The 17,691-nt window shown below is 69.5% G+C and carries 19 protein-coding genes and 1 tRNA gene; 14 read left to right on the forward strand and 6 right to left on the reverse strand.

The window, feature by feature from the left end:
• Window positions 1–74: 74 nt before the first annotated feature.
• Both F603_RS33135 and F603_RS0128375 read left to right on the forward strand, forming a co-directional pair.
• Window positions 75–620: a hypothetical protein gene (locus F603_RS33135; RefSeq protein ID WP_019549314.1), complete on the forward strand. Its 546-nt coding sequence runs from the start codon at window positions 75–77 to the stop codon at window positions 618–620.
• 169 nt (window positions 621–789) lie between these two features.
• The gene (locus F603_RS0128375) at window positions 790–1,107 is read left to right on the forward strand and encodes a MazG-like family protein (RefSeq protein WP_019549316.1); all 318 of its coding nucleotides are present in this window, start codon (window positions 790–792) and stop codon (window positions 1,105–1,107) included.
• A gap of 2,386 nt (window positions 1,108–3,493) precedes the next feature.
• Here F603_RS0128375 and F603_RS0128380 read toward each other — a convergent pair.
• Both F603_RS0128380 and F603_RS0128385 read right to left on the reverse strand, forming a co-directional pair.
• On the reverse strand, window positions 3,494–3,958 hold the full coding sequence (locus F603_RS0128380; RefSeq protein ID WP_019549317.1) for an ATP-binding protein: 465 nt from the start codon (window positions 3,956–3,958) through the stop codon (window positions 3,494–3,496).
• 45 nt (window positions 3,959–4,003) lie between these two features.
• Window positions 4,004–4,411, reverse strand: coding sequence for an NUDIX hydrolase (locus F603_RS0128385; protein WP_019549318.1), 408 nt, complete (start codon window positions 4,409–4,411; stop codon window positions 4,004–4,006).
• A 112-nt stretch (window positions 4,412–4,523) separates the two neighbouring features.
• Here F603_RS0128385 and F603_RS0128390 point away from each other — a divergent pair, with 112 nt between their 5' ends.
• The 11 genes from F603_RS0128390 to F603_RS0128440 all read left to right on the forward strand — a co-directional run bounded on the left by F603_RS0128390 (window position 4,524) and on the right by F603_RS0128440 (window position 11,753).
• A complete protein-coding gene (locus F603_RS0128390; RefSeq protein ID WP_019549319.1) occupies window positions 4,524–5,312 on the forward strand; it encodes a GntR family transcriptional regulator in 789 nt (262 codons plus the stop codon).
• Window positions 5,313–5,515: 203 nt separating this feature from the next.
• Window positions 5,516–5,866, forward strand: coding sequence for an SCO3933 family regulatory protein (locus tag F603_RS0128395; RefSeq protein ID WP_026328794.1), 351 nt, complete (start codon window positions 5,516–5,518; stop codon window positions 5,864–5,866).
• A 4-nt stretch (window positions 5,867–5,870) separates the two neighbouring features.
• A complete protein-coding gene (locus F603_RS0128400) occupies window positions 5,871–7,247 on the forward strand; it encodes an FtsK/SpoIIIE domain-containing protein (protein ID WP_026328795.1) in 1,377 nt (458 codons plus the stop codon).
• 82 nt (window positions 7,248–7,329) lie between these two features.
• A complete protein-coding gene (locus F603_RS0128405; RefSeq protein ID WP_019549323.1) occupies window positions 7,330–8,022 on the forward strand; it encodes a DUF2637 domain-containing protein in 693 nt (230 codons plus the stop codon).
• 18 nt (window positions 8,023–8,040) lie between these two features.
• Entirely contained in the window at window positions 8,041–8,226 is a 186-nt protein-coding gene (locus F603_RS0128410) for a hypothetical protein (RefSeq protein WP_019549324.1), read from the forward strand.
• Window positions 8,226–8,417, forward strand: a complete 192-nt coding sequence (locus F603_RS0128415) for a mobile element transfer protein (protein WP_019549325.1) — start codon at window positions 8,226–8,228, stop codon at window positions 8,415–8,417. Before F603_RS0128410 ends, F603_RS0128415 begins: the two co-directional genes overlap by 1 nt.
• 16 nt (window positions 8,418–8,433) lie before the next feature.
• Window positions 8,434–8,628 carry a hypothetical protein gene (locus tag F603_RS0128420; protein ID WP_019549326.1) on the forward strand — a complete coding sequence of 65 codons (195 nt, stop codon included), beginning with the start codon at window positions 8,434–8,436 and terminating at the stop codon, window positions 8,626–8,628.
• 12 nt (window positions 8,629–8,640) lie between these two features.
• Window positions 8,641–8,958, forward strand: coding sequence for a hypothetical protein (locus F603_RS0128425; RefSeq protein ID WP_019549327.1), 318 nt, complete (start codon window positions 8,641–8,643; stop codon window positions 8,956–8,958).
• Window positions 8,959–9,110: 152 nt separating this feature from the next.
• Window positions 9,111–10,430 carry a replication initiator gene (locus tag F603_RS33140; RefSeq protein ID WP_037957304.1) on the forward strand — a complete coding sequence of 440 codons (1,320 nt, stop codon included), beginning with the start codon at window positions 9,111–9,113 and terminating at the stop codon, window positions 10,428–10,430.
• Complete coding sequence (locus F603_RS0128435) at window positions 10,423–10,602, forward strand: helix-turn-helix domain-containing protein (RefSeq protein ID WP_019549329.1); 180 nt, start codon at window positions 10,423–10,425, stop codon at window positions 10,600–10,602. The genes F603_RS33140 and F603_RS0128435 overlap by 8 nt, the downstream gene beginning before the upstream one ends.
• On the forward strand, window positions 10,602–11,753 hold the full coding sequence (locus F603_RS0128440; RefSeq protein WP_019549330.1) for a tyrosine-type recombinase/integrase: 1,152 nt from the start codon (window positions 10,602–10,604) through the stop codon (window positions 11,751–11,753). Before F603_RS0128435 ends, F603_RS0128440 begins: the two co-directional genes overlap by 1 nt.
• Window positions 11,754–11,821: 68 nt before the next feature.
• Here the strand turns inward: F603_RS0128440 and F603_RS0128445 are convergent.
• Window positions 11,822–11,897 (reverse strand) — tRNA-Arg (locus F603_RS0128445).
• A gap of 203 nt (window positions 11,898–12,100) precedes the next feature.
• Window positions 12,101–13,915 (reverse strand): glycoside hydrolase family 3 protein, encoded by a 1,815-nt coding sequence (locus F603_RS0128450; protein WP_019549331.1) that lies wholly within the window; start codon window positions 13,913–13,915, stop codon window positions 12,101–12,103.
• A 771-nt stretch (window positions 13,916–14,686) separates the two neighbouring features.
• Between F603_RS0128450 and F603_RS0128455 the strand changes: the two genes are divergently transcribed.
• A complete protein-coding gene (locus F603_RS0128455) occupies window positions 14,687–15,703 on the forward strand; it encodes a sigma-70 family RNA polymerase sigma factor (RefSeq protein ID WP_019549332.1) in 1,017 nt (338 codons plus the stop codon).
• 94 nt (window positions 15,704–15,797) lie between these two features.
• Here the strand turns inward: F603_RS0128455 and F603_RS0128460 are convergent, their stop codons facing one another.
• Window positions 15,798–16,430: a class I SAM-dependent methyltransferase gene (locus F603_RS0128460; protein WP_019549333.1), complete on the reverse strand. Its 633-nt coding sequence runs from the start codon at window positions 16,428–16,430 to the stop codon at window positions 15,798–15,800.
• Window positions 16,431–16,589: 159 nt separating this feature from the next.
• The gene (locus F603_RS0128465) at window positions 16,590–17,654 is read right to left on the reverse strand and encodes a P1 family peptidase (protein WP_019549334.1); all 1,065 of its coding nucleotides are present in this window, start codon (window positions 17,652–17,654) and stop codon (window positions 16,590–16,592) included.
• Between the last annotated feature and the right edge of the window lie 37 nt (window positions 17,655–17,691).

Below are 17,691 nucleotides of genomic sequence, written 5' to 3' on the forward strand. Positions count from 1 at the left end.
GGCTCCGCCGCGTCGGCCTCTAAGACATCGACGCGGCGGAGCACCACACCACACACCCAACGAGGCGGGGACCCATGTCCGATACCGACACCGATCCGAGCGACGACGCCGAGCACATCTACCGCACCGTCGCCGCGGCCCCGATGCCGCGCCCGCGGCGGGGCGAGCGCGGCGTGATGATCGTCAGCCGCCTCGCCACGGTGGACAGTTGGCCGATCGTCTCGTACCTGCCGCACCGGGCCGTCGCCGTAACGGTCGCAACGGACCGTGGCCCGCTGGAGATTATCGGCCTGTACGTACCGTCGCGGGACGCCGGGCCGAAGAAGACAGTTCGCAAGACGCAGTTCCTCGAAGAGTGCCGGGAACGCATCCCGGAAGGCCGTGGCGGACCGCGCCTGGTCATCGGGGACTACAACGTCCTGGAGGCCAACCACACCCGACGTACCGGTTCTTCAAGCCGTTCGAGTACCGCTTCTACGGGTCGTGCGCGGCGTCCGGGTACCGCGACGCATTCCGTGCCCTGCATCCCGATGCCCTCGAATACTCCTGGGTCGGCCGCACCCGGGACGGCTACCGGTACGACCACGCGCACGTGTCCGCGCCCCTGGCCGCCGAGCTGACCGACTGCTCCTACGTCCATGCGCCGCGGACCGGCTGGGCCCGGCTGACGGACCATTCCCCACTCACGGTGGGGCTCGGTGCCGCACCGACCGTGCCGCTTGCTGTGACCGAGCCGCAAGCGGACGAACCGGCCCTCGCACTGTTGTGACCCGACAACGAAGGAGACTCGTGGACGCGAACACCTGGACCTCGATCGACAAGCTCCGCCAGTGGCTCGATGACGAGGCCGCCCCGGCAGCCGAGCAGGACCGGCGACTCCTCCGAGTCCTCAAGATCGGCGAGGAGTACGGGGAGGTAGCGGAGGCGCTGCACGGCGCGCTCGCCGCGAACCCCCGCAAAGGCTCCAGCCACACGTGGGACGACGTGGAGAAAGAGTTGTGCGATGTGATCGTGACGAGCATGGTCGCCCTCGCGTCGATCACGTCGGATGGCCACCAGGTGTTCGATGACCGGCTCGACCATCTCATCGAACGTGTGGGCTTGTGACCGTGATTTGCCGGAAGCGATGGCCGCCCGTGGTGGTGCACGCTTCTGCCTAGCTGCCGCTCGCGCTCGGAGACTGGTCATCCCGGGTTCGAGCGGCCCCTGCCCCTCCGCGTGCTGCCCCGGGGGGGCGCGGACGGGGCATCTTCTGTCCTAGGAGATCCCACCACTGGTCTCAGCGCCCCGGTGATGAGGCGTGTGGGCGATCAAGAAGGGCCCCAGCGTGTTTGCTGGGGCCCTTCTTGGCGTTCTCACCTGCTGTTTCCTGCTGTGCCCCCGGCAGGATTCGAACCTGCGACACCCGCTTTAGGAGTTCGATCGGGCTGTGCCCGCCGGTCTGGTCGTGCTTGCGGGACTGGCACGGCAACGTACGGGGTGGACCGCCGATATTTGCTGCCGTCCGCCGCCGTTGATGTCAGCGATGGATGTCAACTGCCCTACGCCTGGGCTCACTTCTTACGGCGCTTGCGCGCGTTCGCCTTGCGTCTCTCGATGGTGTATGACGACCAGTCGCCCCGGTGCTTGTGGCACCGCGACGCACCCACCATGGCCAAGTTCTGGCAACGAGTCCCCTTCGCTGTCGTCGCCCCGCACTTCGACTGCGTGCCCACGACGCACCACCCCCTGAACTTCAACGTCCAACTCGGTTCAGGCTGGCGCGTGACCGGCCTTGGAGGGAGGCGCACGCCCGATGCAACGGGGCGGCGGGGGCGCAAACCTCACCGGCTCCCTCCAAGTGCCGCACCTGACCCTCTCGTTGCGGACTTGGGGCCGGGGGTGAAGCCTGGGATGGACCTCCTGCGGCCGATACGGGCCGCTTGTGGTTGAGGCAGTTGCTGTACTTCGCTGCTGTACCGATGCGGCTCCGTCTGGACCTCAGCCACAGACAGCTCGCCACAACGGCGGGAGCCCCAAACGATCAGGCGCGCGTGGGCTGCCGCACCGGCCACCGGCCTCCCCCACGCTGTCCGTCTGTCGGAGCAACCAGGGCGTCCCCCGAGACCTTCGGGGCGAACCTTTGGCTGGTTCCGCTCTGCGTCACCGCATCTGAGGCGCGCTATAGATCGCTTTGGCCGAGCTTCGAGGATGGATTCTGCCTCTACCGAGGTGTCACTAGCGATATGCTCTCGGAGTCTGACTGACCGTCACTCACATTCTCCAGTGGGTACCCCACTGGAGTCCGCTCTGCAGGAGCGGGACACCTATGAGACGGGAAGGCACGACATGCCAGAGGAGCGACTGCCTGACAGGGTGGAAGGTGAGGGGCCCGGGGACTCTCCGAGACTCCGACTGACCCTCGCTGTACTCACTGCGCTGACGGCAATTGCTGGATGTGTGGAGGCGCTAGCTCGATAGCGAGCATGCGGTAGCCGACGAGGTCTGATCTGCGCGAGCGGGTCCGACCGTGACCAGGTCGGCCGGACCCGCTATGCGCCTTACACGCTTGGGCCTGGTCACGGCTGCAACCGTGGCCAGGCCCTTCTGCGCGCAGTTGGGCCGGGCAAGATGCATCGCTGAACGCGAATGTGCAACGTGCGCGGCTCCACCAATATAGCTGAGTTCAACGCCAAAAACCTCTACTGGCATCAGAAATGCGCAGGTCAGCGGCACTGCTGCTGACCTGCTGCACCGCAGGAAGAGTCCGCTGGCAGGTTGGGTTACTGACGCCGCACTTGGCGTCAGTAACCCAACTCTCCATCCCCGCATGGTGCGGGGAGCAACTTGTCCGCCCCGCACTGAGACTCCGCTGGCAGGGGGTCATCCCCACAATGCTGGGGAACTCTTCAGACAGAGTACGCAAGACACCCCACAACCGGGCCACCACATGTGCTCGTCATCGCCGTGAGGCTGCTGTCTGCTCGGTGCGGTGTGGGGATCGGCCGGGCCGGAGCGGGGCGAAGACAGGAGCGCAGGCCCGGTCGAGCCCCACACCGTTGCGGTCCGCGTGAGCGGACCGCCTTGAACTCGTAGAGAAAGTTGTTACTCACGCCCCAGGGCTGGCAGTTGGGCCGTTGAGAACCACTCCGTGCATGCGGGTAGCGGTCCGGCTTGGCGGTGTACCAGGGGCAGGAAGAGTACCGGGCGCGCGGTCCATGTGAGCTCGGCGGCCTGGCGTGGAGCGTGAGGGCATAGGAGCCTCCGGCCTGTAGCTCGTCCAGGGCGGTCCTGTAGTCGCGCGTGATCCACTGCCATGCCCGGTCGAACGGCTCACCTTCCAGCGCTGCCACGATCGTTCGCAGTGTGACCCGTACCCAGCGCACGGCCTGGGCCGCGTCCTCGGCGTCGAAGTGCGCGCGGAACGGTGTCGCGTTTATCTCCGGATCCGTGATGGAGACGCACTCGCACCAGTAGCCGGACCTCGGCTTGAAGCTGCGGTGGCTGGGTGGAGTCATGGTGCGTGGGTCTGCGCGGGAAAGTGCTCGTCCGGATGCGGGTGTTCGGCCGGCGTCTCCTGTCGCAGCTCGGCGGTGACCGTGTAGCCGTGGGTGCTGTCGCCGCGGACTTCCAGGTGGTCGGCAAGAGCGGCCACCAGGCCGAGGCCCCGTCCGTGGATCTCGTCTTCGTCGGGTTCCTCGGTGTGCGGGATCGACTGCCGGCCTCCGGAGTCCCGGACCGAGACAGCGACCGAATCGACCGTACGCCGCAGGTGGATGCGGACGACACCCGTGCCGTTCCCGCTCGCGCTGTGCAGTAGGGCGTTCGTGCCCAGCTCCGTCACGATCAGCGCTGCGTCGTCGGCGCACGGGCTGTCGCTGAGGATGTCGTGCGTCCAGCGGCGGGCGCGTCCGATCTCTTCCCGAAGACCTGGACAGGAGAGTTCCCAGATCCGCACTGTGCTCGTATACTCGTGCATACAAGTTCCTTTGTGCTGGTGGCCGCTATGGGTAGTAGTTGTGAGCTAGACGAGTTTCACGCCGTCGTGCGCACGCACGGCCGGCGGGGATGCTGCGTCGAGCGCGTCCAGGACGCGGATTGTGTATGCCTCGTCGGCCAGTTCGGAGACTTCATCGCGGGTCGCCCAGTGCAGGGCGTACGTCTCGTCGCCAGTCGTCGCGGAACCGTCGATCGCCTCGCAGCGGAAGACGAGCGAGACGATCAGGCCGGTCATGTTCTTGTAGACGCCGGTCAGAGTGGCGGGGAGGAAGATCTTGTAGCCGGTCTCTTCCAGGACCTCGCGCTGAAGAGCGTCCGGGATGGTCTCGCCCGGTTCGAGGACGCCGCCCGGCGGCTCCCACCTGCCGTTGTCCCTGCGCTGGATCAGCAGGGCCCGGCCGTGGTCGTCGACGATGACCCCAGCGACGCTCACGGAGTGGGGGCGTTCAGCAGTGCTCACGTTCCTCTGTCCTCTCAGCTGACTAGGCTTCTCCACCGTAGCAACGTAACTCAGCCTCTCGTCTAGATATGTGAAGGAGTACAGCATGGCGGCTCTTCCCTCCGGTCTACTCGGAGCGCTCGACCCGACCAGCGACCGCGCGGTCTTCCGGCAGATCGCCGACCAGATCCGCGAAGCGATCGACAAGGGGCGCTTCAAGGAGGGCGCCAAGCTGCCGTCCGAGGCTGAGCTCGTGGAGCACTTCGGGGTCTCGCGGATGACCGTGCGGAATTCGATCTCTCAGCTCCAGGGCGAAGGACTCGTCTCGTCCGAGCACGGCAAGGGCGTTTTCGTACGGCCTCGGCCTCCGGTGCGACGGCTGGCCTCCGACCGCTTCGCCCGGCGGCACCGCGAGCAGGGGAAGGCGGCTTTCACCGTGGAGGCAGAAGCCGCGGGGAGCCGTCCCGAGGTCGACAGCCTGGAAGTGAAGGAAGAGCGGGCCTCGCAGGACATCTCTGCCCGGCTCGGATCGGTGCGCAAGGTTCTCTCGCGCCGTCGGCGGTATCTGCTGGACGGCCGGCCGGTCGAGTTCGCCACGTCGTACCTGCCGTTGGACCTCGCGCGCGGTACGCAGATCGCCGAGCCGAACCCGGGGCCCGGTGGCATCTACGCCCGGCTGGAAGAGCTCGGGCGCCACCTGGACCACTTCGACGAGGAGGTGCAGGCGCGCATGCCCTCGCAGGAGGAGACCAAGATGCTGCGGCTGGCTGCTGGTGTGCCCGTCATCCATCTGGTGCGGACCGCGTACGACTCCGAGGGCCGTGCGGTGGAGGTCTGCGACACGGTGATGGCCGCCGACGCGTACGTACTGGCGTATCAACTTCCCGCCAACTGATCGTCGTTGCTGGTCAATGGGCTGGTGGGTGCGCTTCTCCCGAACTCGTACACGCCGATGGGCATACTCGTATAGACGAGTGGGCAAGCTGTGTGTCACAGTGGTTCTCATTCCGCCCGAGCGGACTGTTCTGGTGGAACTCATCTAGACGACTAGGTGTCGATCGCCGCCGGGCGACGGCATACGAAGAAGGAGAAGTGACCTTGCGAACGATCCGTATCGAGACCTCGAACGCGACCGTCCTGCTCACCGAGGCCCCGGAACCGAAGGTGCGCGATCGGCAGACCGGCGAGGTCGCCAAGGACGCCGTCAGCGGCGAGTCGCTGATGAAGGTCGGCGTGGTCTACATCGACGAGGGGGAGTCCTCGCTGATCCACGTGACCGTTCCGGAGAGCGGGGTGGCCGAGGGGCTGACGCTCGGCGCCTCCATCTCCCTGCCGGGGCTGATCGCCCGTCCCTGGGAGTCGGTGTTCAACGGCCAGCAGCGGCACGGCATCGCCTACCGGGCAACAGCCGTCGTCCCGGGCGCCGTTTCGGCCGGTGTGGGGGCCTGACCGCATGTCCGAGCTGACGACGCTGATGGAGGTGGGTGGTCCCATCGCCGCATGTGGTGGCGGGGCCGCCTACCTCCGGGCCCGGCACCCGGCGGCCTACTGGTCCACGGTCGGCCTGCCGGTCTCGGTGGCCCGGATACTCGGCTCGTACGGGTCGGTCATGGACTCGTGCGGGCTGACGGTGCAGCCGTCCCGGCTGCGTGTGCTGGCCACTCGGGCCACGACTCGGCGGGAGATTCGTCCGGTGCCGCCTCGCCGTGGGCTGATGCGGCCCACCTCGACCGGTCTGTGGCTGAGGCTCCGGCTCGCACCGGGCCAGGAGCCCGAGGACGTGGCGGCTGCGGCTGAACGGCTGCGGCACGCCTGGGGAGTTCACTCCGTGTACGTGCAGGACGTGAAGCCCGGCGTGGTCGAACTGCGGCTCGTCGGCTTCGACGTGCTGTCGCGGGTGCGGATGCCGCGCAAGGCCGGTGGCGGCTTCCTGCGGATACCGGTCGCGCTCCGGGAGGACGCCACGGCCTCCGTACGGGACTACCGGGCGATCCCCCACCAACTGACTCTGGGCGCCACGCTTTCGGGCAAGTCTATGTACCTGCGGCACCTAATCACCGGGCTCGCGCGTCAGCCCGTCGCGCTGGTCGGGATCGACTGCAAGCGGGGTGTGGAACTGGCGCCGTTTGCTTCGCGGTTGTCCGCGCTGGCAACCGACCCGGAACAGGCGTCAGAGCTGCTGCCGGCGCTGGTGGACCTGATGGAGTCGCGCTACGACCTGATCAAAGCCCGCCAGGGGATCGCCCCGAGCACGCCGGACGAAGAGATCACGTCCGATGTGTGGGGGCTGCCGGAGAGCGAACGACCGGTGCCGGTGGTGCTGTTCGTGGACGAGGTGGCCGAACTCTTCCTCGTCACGACGCGGAAGGACGAGGAACGGCGGGACGAGATGGTCACCCAGCTCATCCGGCTCGCCCAGCTCGGCCGCGCTGCCGGCATCTACCTGGAAGTCTGCGGCCAGCGCTTCGGGGCTGAACTCGGCAAGGGCGCGACCATGCTCCGGTCCCAGCTCTCCGGCCGCGTCTGCCACCGCGTGAACGATGAAGCCTCCGCCAAGATGGCGCTCGGTGACATCGCTCCGGAAGCGGTCGGTGCCGCGTGCGCCATCGCCCCCGAACGGCCCGGCCTCGCCGTCGCCGGAGACACCTCCGGCGGCTGGACTCGCGTCCGTACGCCGTACCTCTCGCTGGCCGACGCCTCCGCCGTCTGCCAGGAACACGCCCACCTGGTGCCCGACGTGCCCGCGCTCACGCCCTTCCGGCCCGTCGTCCCGGCCGAGCCTGTCGAGCGCCCGGCTTCGCTCGTGAAGCCCCGGCCCGTGGCCGACTGACCTCCTCCCCAACCCAGTTGGCGTGACCGCCTCGCGCCGAGTCCCTACCCCGCCCATGCCTGAATCCGGAAGGAGGCGCCGCGTGCGTAGCTACCTCGCCCGCGTCGACGCCGTACTCGTACAGGCGGTCATCGCTGCCGCGCTGTCCTTCGCCCACCTGCACGACCTGGCATCGGCCGCCGGACAGGACGGCTGGAAGGCGTGGGCCTACCCGGTCTCCGTCGACCTGCTGTTGGTCGCCGCTTGGCACCGGCTTCGGTCGGGACAGGAGAAGTCCGCGGCCTGGTGCTGGTTCCTCGTCGCCCTGGCCGCCTCGCTCGGTGCCAACATCGCCACCGCCGGCCTTCTCGACCTGAACGATGTGCCCGACTGGCTCCGGATTCTCGTTGCGGGCTGGCCGGCGCTCGCCTTCCTCGGCGGGACTCTGCTGGCGCACGCCGCCAGGGAGGAACGCGGTGCGCGGCAACCTGCGGGCCAATCGGCGCCGTTGAAGCCTGCTGCCGAGCCTCCGGCCTCCGAGCCAGAGCCCGCCCCGGTTGTACCCGCGCCGGTCGCGGAGCCTGAGCCTCTGCCCGCTCCCGAGCCTGAACCCGCGACAGAGCGGGAGCCCGCTCCTGCGGCACCGCCCGTACCTGCCGCGCTCGTCGCGCATGCCCGCAAGGTCGCCGACGACCACCAGACCCGTACCGGCTCGCCCATCGACGCCGACACCCTCCGCACCCGCCTCGGAGTCCCGGCGCCCATGGCCGACCAGCTCACCGCCCAACTCGCCTGACACCGAAGGAGATCTGCCATGCCCGGAGACACACCGGACCGCTTCGACTTCCTCGACGCGGCATACGAGATGGCTGCAACAGGTCGTCCGACCTTGGCCCGCCTGCTCGCCGAGGAAGCTGCCGCGTCGGTCTCGGACCCCGCCGAAGCGGCCCGCATCCTGCGCGACTTCCCCGGCCGCTCGCTGCGACTGGAGGACTGCTGATGCCGCTCAACCGTCGCTTCCGCCGCGTGACCCGTGTGGGCCCCGTCCAGGTCGGCACCGCCAACGACCACTGGGGCCGGGAGAAGCACACCGCCGCCTGTACGGCCCCGCGCTGCGGTTTCTCCGCCGACTACGACTCACGCGCCGCCGCCGAACTCGCCGCCCGTACGCACCGCTGCCCGGTGCGCTGAAGGGAGCCCCGCCCGCATGACCGTCAACCTGCCGATCGTCGTCGTCCTCGGCCTCATCGCCTGGCTCGCCGTGAAGTTCCTCGGCGTCCGCACCTGGCTCGTCGTCGTGATCGCGCTCTTCGGCTTCTACCTCGCCGACACGTTCCTCGCCCCCGCCATCGACTCCGGCACCCGCAACGGGGTCGAGGTCGTCAACGGCACCCACGACTGAACGGAGATCGTCATGCTCTTCCGGCCTCAACTGCCCGACGCTCCGCAGACTCCCGCGCAGATCACCAGCGTGACGGCTTCACGTCCCGCTATTCACGACCACTCGTCGGCGTCGGCCTGCGGCTGCCAGCACACCGCCGGCCCCGCTGTCCCGGCGGTCGCCCCTGCCCGCCGGTCGCTGTCCAACGTCAGCACCCGGGCCATCACCGCCGTGATCGTCAGTGGGGTCGTCGTCACCGCGCTCCTGGCCGCCGTCGCCGTCACGGCCATATCCGTGGCCTTCGCCGCCGTGGTCCTGCGCTCCCTCATGAACCCCCAGCGCCACCACTGACGCGGCTGCCGGGGCGGCCTCGATACCGCCAAGCATCCGCCGCCCCGGCAGCCCACCCCTTCACGACCGAAGCCGTAAGGAGAACTTCCATCATCACCCGCCAAAACCCGGCTCCGCTCGCGGACCTCGGGAGCCTCGCCTCAACGGGCGCCCTGCCCGGTATTATCCGGCAGCTCTCCAACCTGGGCGGCTGCACCCACCCCGTACGCCTGGCCGGACACCGCACCGAGCACACCCTGAACACCAATACCGGTGAGATCAGCCCGGCTCTGCGGCGGCTCGACTCCACTGACCTCCCCGCCGGCGACCTCTTGGTCCGCTGTGGCAACCGCCGAGCCACCCGCTGTGCGGCCTGCGCCGAGGTCTACCGCCGCGACACCTTCCACCTGATCACGGCCGGACTCCGGGGCGGCAAGGGCACCCCGGAAACGGTCACCTCGCACCCGCGCGTCTTCGCGACCTTCACCGCGCCGAGCTTCGGCCCGGTGCACAACCACCCGACCGGGCCCGGTGGTTCGGTACGGCCGTGCCGCTGCGGCCGACGCCACACCGACGACGATCCGGCGCTCGGGGCGCCCCTGGATCCGGACCGCTACGACTACGACGCGGCCGTGCTCTGGAACGCGCACGCCGGGATGCTCTGGCGCCGCTTCACCATCTACCTCCGCCGCGAGATCGCCCGCCGGGCCGGGCTCACCCAACGCGCATTCCCGGACCACGCTCGCGTCTCCTTCGCGAAGGTCGCCGAGTACCAGAAGCGCGGCGCCGTGCACTTCCACGCCGTCATCCGCCTCGACGGCCCCGGCGGCGGAGACACCCCGGCCCCGCACTGGGCCTCCGCCGAGGTGCTGACCGACGCCATCCATACCGCTGCCCGCAAGGCAGAGGTGGCCGGCCCCGAACTCGACGGCCGCGCACACTCCTTCGCCTTCGGCTGCCAGCTCGACGTACGCACCATCCGGGGCGCCGACTTCGACGGCGGAGTCGAGCTGACCGACCGGGCCGTCGCCGCGTACATCGCCAAGTACGCCACCAAGGGCGCCGAGACCGCCACGGGCGTCCTCGACCGCCCGCTGAAGTTCGCCGCCGAGCTGGCGCACATGAACCTGCCGCCGCATGCCGAACGCATGATCCGCACCGCCTGGTGGCTCGGCGCCCGCAAGGATCTCGAACACCTCAGGCTCCGCGCCTGGGCCCACATGCTCGGCTTCCGGGGCCACTTCTCCACCAAGACCCGCCGGTACTCCACCACCCTCGGTGCCCTCCGCCAGGCACGCGCCGAATGGCGCCGTCTCCAGGCCGCCATCGCACGCGGCGAAAAGGATCTACAGCCTGTGGACGGTGCTCCGGCCGACACCGAGGAGACCACTCTCGTTCTCGATCACTGGACCTACACCGGCACCGGCCTCACCCCGACCGAGGAATGGCTCAGCGCCTCACTCGCCCAGGAAGGAGATACCAACCATGGCTGACGAGCTGCTGACCGTTCCCCAGGTCATGCGACGGCTCAAGCTGGGCCGGTCCGCTGTCTACGACTTGATCAGGTCCCGCCGGTTGGCCTCCATCACCATCGGCCGTTCCCGCCGGATTCCTGAGAGTGCCGTTCGCGAGTTCATCGCGCACGAGCTGGAGGTGGCGGCCTGATGGCTCAGCAGCGCAAGCGGAACCCCAACGGCGCGGGCACGATCACCAAGCGCAAGGACGGCCGCTATCAGGCCGCCGTCTACGTGATGCAGCCCGACGGCACCCGAGCCCGCAAGTTCGCGTACGGCAAGACCCGGGCTGAATGCGACACCAAGCGACGGGAGTTGCTGGACAAGGCAGACCAGGGCATCCCGGTGCCTACCAGGTCGGCAAAGCTCGCTGACTGGCTGCCCTACTGGCTCGAGCACGTCGTACGCCCTCGTCGGAAGCTCAGCACCTTCGACAAATACGAGGCGCACGTACGGCTTTACCTCGTTCCCATGATCGGCACCAAGCGGCTGGAATCCCTGGGCGTCGCCGACGTACGCCGCTTCCTGACCCGCCTGGACAAGCAGACCACGGCCGCCACCGCGAAGGAATCGCACCGCGTGCTGCGGTCGGCTCTCTCCGCCGCCTGCCGGGAAGAGCTGCTGACGCGGAACGTCGCCAGCCTCGTCGAGCCGCCCCGCGTGACCGCTCGGGAACTGAGTCCGTGGACGCTGGACGAGACGCTGACGTTCCTGGGCGCCGCGCGCAAGGACCCGCTGTACGCGGCCTTCGTGCTCGCCGTGACCATGGGGCTCCGGCGGGGTGAGATCGTCGGACTCCGCTGGTCGGATGTCGACCTGGAGAACCGCGTTCTGTACGTGCGGCAGCAGACCCAGCGGCGACGCGGAGAGCTCTACAGCGACGGTCCGAAGGGACGCCGTAGCCGTGCCATTCCGCTTCCCGCCATGTGCGTTGCCCCGCTGCGCTGGCACCGGATGCGGCAGGCCGCAGCAAAGCGGAAGGCGGGGGAGAAGTGGCAGGACAGCGCGTACGTCTTCACGACCGGCACCGGGCGGCCGGTCGAACCACGCAACGTGTACCGCTCCTTCACCCGCGTCGCCAAGTCCGCCGGCCTCCGCGTGATCCGGCTGCACGATGCCCGGCACGGGTGCGCGACGCTCCTCGTCGCCGCCGGGGTGGCCCCTCGCGTGGTCATGGAGATCCTCGGGCACAGCCAGATCAGCATCACCATGGACGTCTATACGCACGTCGTGCAGGACACCCAGCGGGAGGCCATCAGCCACATGGACCGGATGCTGAAGAGGCGTCCCGACCGTGGCTGACCGCCACCGTTGATGTCAGGCGTGGATGTCAAAGGCCCCCAACCATGATCGGTTGGGGGCCTTTGTGCTGGTGCCCCCGGCAGGATTCGAACCTGCGACACCCGCTTTAGGAGAGCGGTGCTCTATCCCCTGAGCTACGGAGGCGGAGTGGCCGTTGCGGCCGGTGGGCAGGGCGGGGTGCCGCGCTGCCCGGGCCAGTGTAGCGGGTGATCGGGAGGTGGGCGTCGGGGAGTTCGCAGGAGTGGGGACGGAGGTGGGGAACGCGGGAAGGTGTTGTCGGAATGCAGGGCAACTCCCCGGTAGGCGGGGAGCGTTGGTGAGGCGGAGCCCGGCAGGCACGCGGTGGGCTACGGGTAGCGGAGGCCGTGGCCGTGGGGGAACAGGGTGCGGGTGGGGTCGTCGAGAGTGGGGATGGGGACGGGGAGGCGGCCTGTGGGTGGGGTGTCGCCGTAGAGGGTGCGGACCAGGGAGTCGAGGGAGGGGGTGGTGTGGGAGTAGGTGGTGAGGTAGGTGGGGGCGTTGGGGAAGTGGCGGATGTCGTAAGGGTTCTGCACGGCGGCGACGATGACGGGGCGGTTGCCGGCCGACTTGCGCAGGGCCTCGACGAGGGCGGCCTGGGCGGTGCCGCGGTCGGAGGCGACTGCCGTGTTGGTGAGGACGAGGGCGACGTCGTGGTCGGCGAAGGCGCGGACGCAGGCGGCGATGCGGTCGGCGTCGGGGGCCGAGCCCGTCGACAAGGGGGAGGCTTGCTGGTCGGCGCGTGCGGCGATCGCTGCTGAGACGCCGTCGACCTGGTCCGTGCCCCAGCCGGTGACGAGGACGGAGCGTCGGGCGGCGGGGAGGGGGAGGACGTCGCCGTCGTTCTTCACCAGCGTGATCGTCCGGTCGGTGAGCGCCGAGCCGTCCAGGAGGTGACGGCGCTTGCCGACCGTGCGCTCGGCGCGGGACTCCTGCACGTAGGGGCGGGGGAAGAGGCCGTGCCGCAGCTTGTGTGCGACAAGGCGGACGACGGAGGCGTCGAGGCGGGCTTGCGTGATCGTTCCGTCGCGGACGGCCTTCAGGACGGCCTTGCGCGCGGTGTCCAACTGCGGTGCCAGGACGAGTTGGTCGCAGCCGGCCTGGAGGGCGCGTACGGGGGCGATGTCGGGTGGGAAGTCCTCCGTCGCTCCGCTCATGTCGAGGGCGTCGGTGGCGATCACGCCGCGGAAACCCAGCTTCTCGCGGAGGAGTCCGGTGATGATCGGGGGTGACATGGTGGCCGGTCTCTTCGCCGGGTCGAGGGCGGGGACGACGATGTGTGCGGACAGCACCGTGTCGACGCCCTGTGCGATGGCTGCGCGGAACGGGGGGAGGTCGATCTCGTTGAGTTCGTCGAGGGAGTGGTGGATGACGGGCAGGCCGGTGTGGCTGTCGGTGTCGGTGTCGCCGTGGCCGGGGAAGTGCTTCGCGGCGGAGGCGGTGCCGCCGCGGTGGAAGCCGCGGAGGCTCGCGGTGACGAGCTGGGAGCAGAGCTCGGGGTCGGAGCCGAAGGAGCGGACGCCGATGACGGGGTTGTCGGCGTTGACGTTGACGTCCGCGCTGGGCGCGTAGTCCTGGTTGATGCCGACGGAGGCGAGCTCGGCTGCCGTGATCTCCGCTGCGCGTCGGGCGTCGGTGCGCGAACGGGAGGCGGCGAGCGCCATGTTGCCCGGGAGTTGGGTGGCGGGGGAGGGCATGCGGTAGACGACGCTGCCGCCCTCCTGATCCGTCGCGATGAGCAGTGGAAGGCGCGCGCCGGAGTGCAGAGCGGCGCGTTGGAGGCCGTTGGAGAGCGCGGCCGTCTGGCGGGGGGTGCGCAGGTTGTCGGTGCCGCGTCGGGCGTCGAAGTAGATGACGCCGCCCGGACGGTACTCCTTGATGACGTCTGCGGGAGTGTCGACGCCGTACAGCTCGCGGTTCTTCGCATGCGGGGCGTCCGCGGCCTGTCCGTACACCTCGACGACGAAGAGCTGCCCGACCTTCTCCTCCAGCGTCATCCGGCTGACGAGCGCTTCGGCGCGCTGTCGTGCGCGGCGGGACGCGGCGGGCGGCGGGGCGGCGTCTGCGTGAACTGCGTTGATACCGAGGGCTGCTGCGGTTCCGGCGGCGGCGCCGAGTACCTGTCTGCGGGTGGTGTGCGGCAACGGAACGCTCCTCACTGTGGGGTTGTGGGAGTGCGCAGGTCGTGTGATCAGCACATCGTGGCAGCGGGGGCGGTGGGGGGCCAGACGCCGCGCAGGGGGCACGGTGAGTAGCGACCGTTGGGGGTGTGTGCTCGGGCGTCGTCGAGGTGCCTGGTTTTGGCTGAGGTTCGTCGGTGGGTTGCGTGAGGTTTGAGGTCGTCTGTGTGGGGAGGCGCCCTGGTGGCACTCGAGAAGAGAGGACGGGAACTCCCCGACTCCGACCGGAGAATGCTCATGCCGGGGTTGTGATCTGCTCTGTTCCCGCGCTGGGACGTCGCGGCCGTGGCGCCGGACTCGGGCGGTGAGCCGTGGAGGGGTACCGGGCCGTCGAAGCGGAATGTGCTTGGGGGCGCAACCATGCGCGGCCGTACGTCGTCAATGCGGACGAGGGGCGCAGCGCCCGCCGGGCACCGAAGGACCCGGCGCCGCTCTGACGGAAGCAGTCACGCCGGCGCGCAACGGGCGAGACCGAGGCGGGTGCGCCGGGAGAGGGAGCCGACCGCGGTCCCGACCGGCCGCCGAGGGCACGAGGCTTTCCGGAGGCCCCGCGACCGGCTGTTTTGCAGCCGGGGCGGCAGCGTGGCCGCACAGGGTACTGCATGATCCGGAAAATGTTGCGTGAGTTGGGAATTCTGTCCGGATTCCAGTCGTTGAACTGATCGCAAGAGGGCACTCGGGGAGTGTCCGAGCTAGCCGCCAGGCCAGTTGAAGACCACTCGCAAGGGAGCACGCATGGCAACCCGTGCCGTCGCCCGTCGTAACGCCACCTCGACCGGTGCTGCTGACACGGCAAGCAGTGTTCGCGCCGCAGGCAGCGAAGTCGCGGACCGCGACCTGGTCGGCATGTACTTGGACGAGATCGCCCGCACCCCGCTGCTCGACGCGGAGAAGGAGGTCGAGCTCTCCCTCACCATCGAGGCCGGCGTCTACGCCCGGCGAATACTCGATGGTCTGGAGGAGCCCCTCGCCGGCGACTCGCCCAGCGCCACCGCCTCGCGTGAGGAACTGGAGAGGGTCGTGGCCGAGGGGGAGCGCGCGAAGGACGTCTTCATCAGGTCCAACCTCCGCCTCGTCGTCGCCGTTGCACGGCGCTATCCGCGCTCGGGGCTGCCGCTGCTCGACCTGATCCAGGAGGGCAACGCCGGTCTTGTGCGCGCGGTTGAGAAGTTCGACTACTCCAAGGGCTTCAAGTTCTCCACCTACGCGACGTGGTGGATCAGGCAGGCGATCACGCGTTCCATCGCCGACCAGTCGCGTACGATCCGCCTCCCCGTGCACCTCGTGGAGGAGCTCGGCCGTATCCGGCGCGTGCAGCGGGAGTTCAACCGCGAGCACGGGCGCGACCCCGAGCCCGCCGAGGTGGCGCAGGAACTCAACTCCACGCCGGAGCGCGTCACCGACGTGCTGGACTGGGCGCGCGACCCGGTGAGCCTCAACATGTCCGTGGACGACGAGGGCGAGACGCAGTTCGGCGAGCTGCTGGAGGACACCTCGGCGGTCTCCCCGGAGCAGTCGGTCCTCACGGTGCTCCGCCGCGAGGGCCTCGACGACCTCATCGGCCGTCTCGACCCGCGTACTGCGTCGATCATCAAGGCGCGCTACGGCATGGAGGACGGTCGCGAGCGGACCCTCACCGAGGTCGGCAAGCAGCACGGGCTGACCCGTGAGCGCATCCGGCAGATCGAGAAGCACGCGCTGCTGGAGCTGAAGAAGATGGCCCACGACACCGGCTTCGACGAGGCGGCCTGACCGCCCGATCGAGCCCCCTGAACGAGCCCCGGCGCCCTCCCCCGAGCGCCGGGGCTCACCTCTGCCGTGGCCGTTCCGCCAGGTGCCGGCGCGGTCAGGTGCGCGAAGTGGCCGTCGGCTTCGCCCAGTTGAGCGAGTAGCGGTAGTAGAGGCGGCGTCTGACGCGGGAGCCGGGGAGGAGCTCGGCGGCCGTGCGACGGATCTCGTCGAGGGACTCGTACGGCTCCGCGACGACGACGCCGACATCGCGTGCCTCCCGGTGCACGAGACCCATGAAGCGGATCGGCAGCACAGACAGCGCTGCGACGAGCACGTCGAGCGGTGATCTTCGCGCGGCCAGACCGACCACGCAGAGCCGCCCGCCGGGGGCGAGGAGTCCGGCTGCGCGGCGGAGGGCGGGTCTCAGCGGCATGTGGTGCAGGCTCGCCACGCAGAGGACGGTGTCGAATCCTGGTTGCCAGGGAGCGTCTCCGGACTCGGTGGCCTCGAGGAAGTCGCCTTGCACCACCTGGCAGTTGGGCACCTCCGAGAGCCGTTCCCGCGCCACCTCGAGAGCGCAGGGGTCGGCGTCGACACCGACGACCTCGCGGACGTGCGGGGAGAGACGCTCCATGAGCAGGCCGTCGCCGCAGCCGATGTCGAGGACGCGACCGCCCTGCTCCGCGGCGATGGCGCAGAGCTCGGGGTGGTAAGCGGCGTTGTGGTTCCAGTACGTCTGCGGCGCCATACGGTGAGGGTAGCCAGGAGGGCGACCGGCTCTGCCGGGCACTCGGGCCTGCCTTCAGTACGCCGGGGACGGTGACGTGGGGCAGTCCGGCATGAGCGGAGCGCGGCCGGCCGCGCCGTGCTCCGCGGAACGATGGCGGATTCAGGGCGTGGCCGGCGGTCAGCGACCGTAGAGGTCCCGGTAGGCGGGGAAGACACCGCCCGGGCCGTCCACCCCTTCGGCTGCGAGGACCGCCTTCACCATGGCGCGCGTCAGCACGTCGGCTCCCGCGGCCAGTACCGTGTTGAACTCCTCGTCTTCCAGGTGACGTTGACAGGTGGCGAGTGCGAAGACGGCGTCCCCGTCGTACGTGAGGTGGACGGGGCGGACGGCGCGGGCCATCCCGTCGTGTGCCACGCCGGCGAGTTTCTGTGATTGCGCCTTGTCGAGACGGGCGTCGGTCGCCACCACTGCGAGTGTCGTGTTGAGTACGGGGCGGACCGGCCCGCCCGTCCGACGGGACGTTTCTTCGGCGGCCTCGGTGAGCAACATCACGGCTTCCGCGTGTTCGTCCGCCGGGGGGAAGTGCGGAGCCCGGCCGAAGAGCGCCCGGGAGCCGAGGAGTTCGCCGTAGAGAGCGCCCGTCGACGGGTCGATCGGAGAACCCGCGGCGTTCACCACCGAGAGCGCGGCGATCGTCGTTCCGGACTCCAGCACGGCGGAGGCCGTACCGACGCCGCCCTTGAGGCCGCCGGCGACCGCACCCGTACCGGCGCCGACGCACCCCTGCTCGACCGGGGCGCCTGTCGGGCTCTCTCCTGCTGCTTGGGCTGCCGCACGGCCCATGGCGTGGTCCGGGCGGTTTCTCCAACCTCCTCCGCGTCCGAGGTCGAAAAGGATCGCCGAAGGGACGACGGGCACCACCTGTCCCGGCTCCGGGCCCACCTGGACGCCGAGGCCCTGCTCCTCCAGCCACTCGGCCACCCCGGAGGCCGCGTCGAGTCCGAAAGCGCTCCCGCCGCTGAGCACCACGGCGTTGATCCGCTCGACGGCGTTCCTCGGCTCCAGCGCATCGGTCTCCCTCGTGCCGGGGCCGCCGCCGCGCGAATCGACCGCCGCTACCGCGCCCTCGGGAGCGAGTACCACGGTCGTCCCCGTGAGCCAGCCCTCGTCGGTGCGTTGGGAGTGACCGACGTGGAGGCCGGGGACATCGGTGAGCGCATCGCGGGCGCCGTGGTTCTGCATGGAGCATGCATACCAGCGGGTCGTCCGACCACGACAG

Source organism: Streptomyces sulphureus DSM 40104 (assembly GCF_000381025.1).
GTDB lineage: Bacteria > Actinomycetota > Actinomycetes > Streptomycetales > Streptomycetaceae > Streptomyces > Streptomyces sulphureus.

What these genes read in the sequence shown, in the direction of transcription:
- F603_RS0128465 (WP_019549334.1), bottom strand. Translation starts at nt 17,654, where the DNA reads ATGCAGAACCACGGCGCCCGCGATGCGCTCACCGATGTCCCCGGCCTC.
- F603_RS0128415 (WP_019549325.1), top strand. Translation starts at nt 8,226, where the DNA reads ATGCCGCTCAACCGTCGCTTCCGCCGCGTGACCCGTGTGGGCCCCGTC.
- F603_RS0128410 (WP_019549324.1), top strand. Translation starts at nt 8,041, where the DNA reads ATGCCCGGAGACACACCGGACCGCTTCGACTTCCTCGACGCGGCATAC.
- F603_RS0128440 (WP_019549330.1), top strand. Translation starts at nt 10,602, where the DNA reads ATGGCTCAGCAGCGCAAGCGGAACCCCAACGGCGCGGGCACGATCACC.
- F603_RS0128435 (WP_019549329.1), top strand. Translation starts at nt 10,423, where the DNA reads ATGGCTGACGAGCTGCTGACCGTTCCCCAGGTCATGCGACGGCTCAAG.
- F603_RS0128425 (WP_019549327.1), top strand. Translation starts at nt 8,641, where the DNA reads ATGCTCTTCCGGCCTCAACTGCCCGACGCTCCGCAGACTCCCGCGCAG.
- F603_RS0128400 (WP_026328795.1), top strand. Translation starts at nt 5,871, where the DNA reads ATGTCCGAGCTGACGACGCTGATGGAGGTGGGTGGTCCCATCGCCGCA.
- F603_RS0128420 (WP_019549326.1), top strand. Translation starts at nt 8,434, where the DNA reads ATGACCGTCAACCTGCCGATCGTCGTCGTCCTCGGCCTCATCGCCTGG.
- F603_RS0128390 (WP_019549319.1), top strand. Translation starts at nt 4,524, where the DNA reads ATGGCGGCTCTTCCCTCCGGTCTACTCGGAGCGCTCGACCCGACCAGC.
- F603_RS33135 (WP_019549314.1), top strand. Translation starts at nt 75, where the DNA reads ATGTCCGATACCGACACCGATCCGAGCGACGACGCCGAGCACATCTAC.
- F603_RS0128460 (WP_019549333.1), bottom strand. Translation starts at nt 16,430, where the DNA reads ATGGCGCCGCAGACGTACTGGAACCACAACGCCGCTTACCACCCCGAG.
- F603_RS0128380 (WP_019549317.1), bottom strand. Translation starts at nt 3,958, where the DNA reads ATGCACGAGTATACGAGCACAGTGCGGATCTGGGAACTCTCCTGTCCA.
- F603_RS0128455 (WP_019549332.1), top strand. Translation starts at nt 14,687, where the DNA reads ATGGCAACCCGTGCCGTCGCCCGTCGTAACGCCACCTCGACCGGTGCT.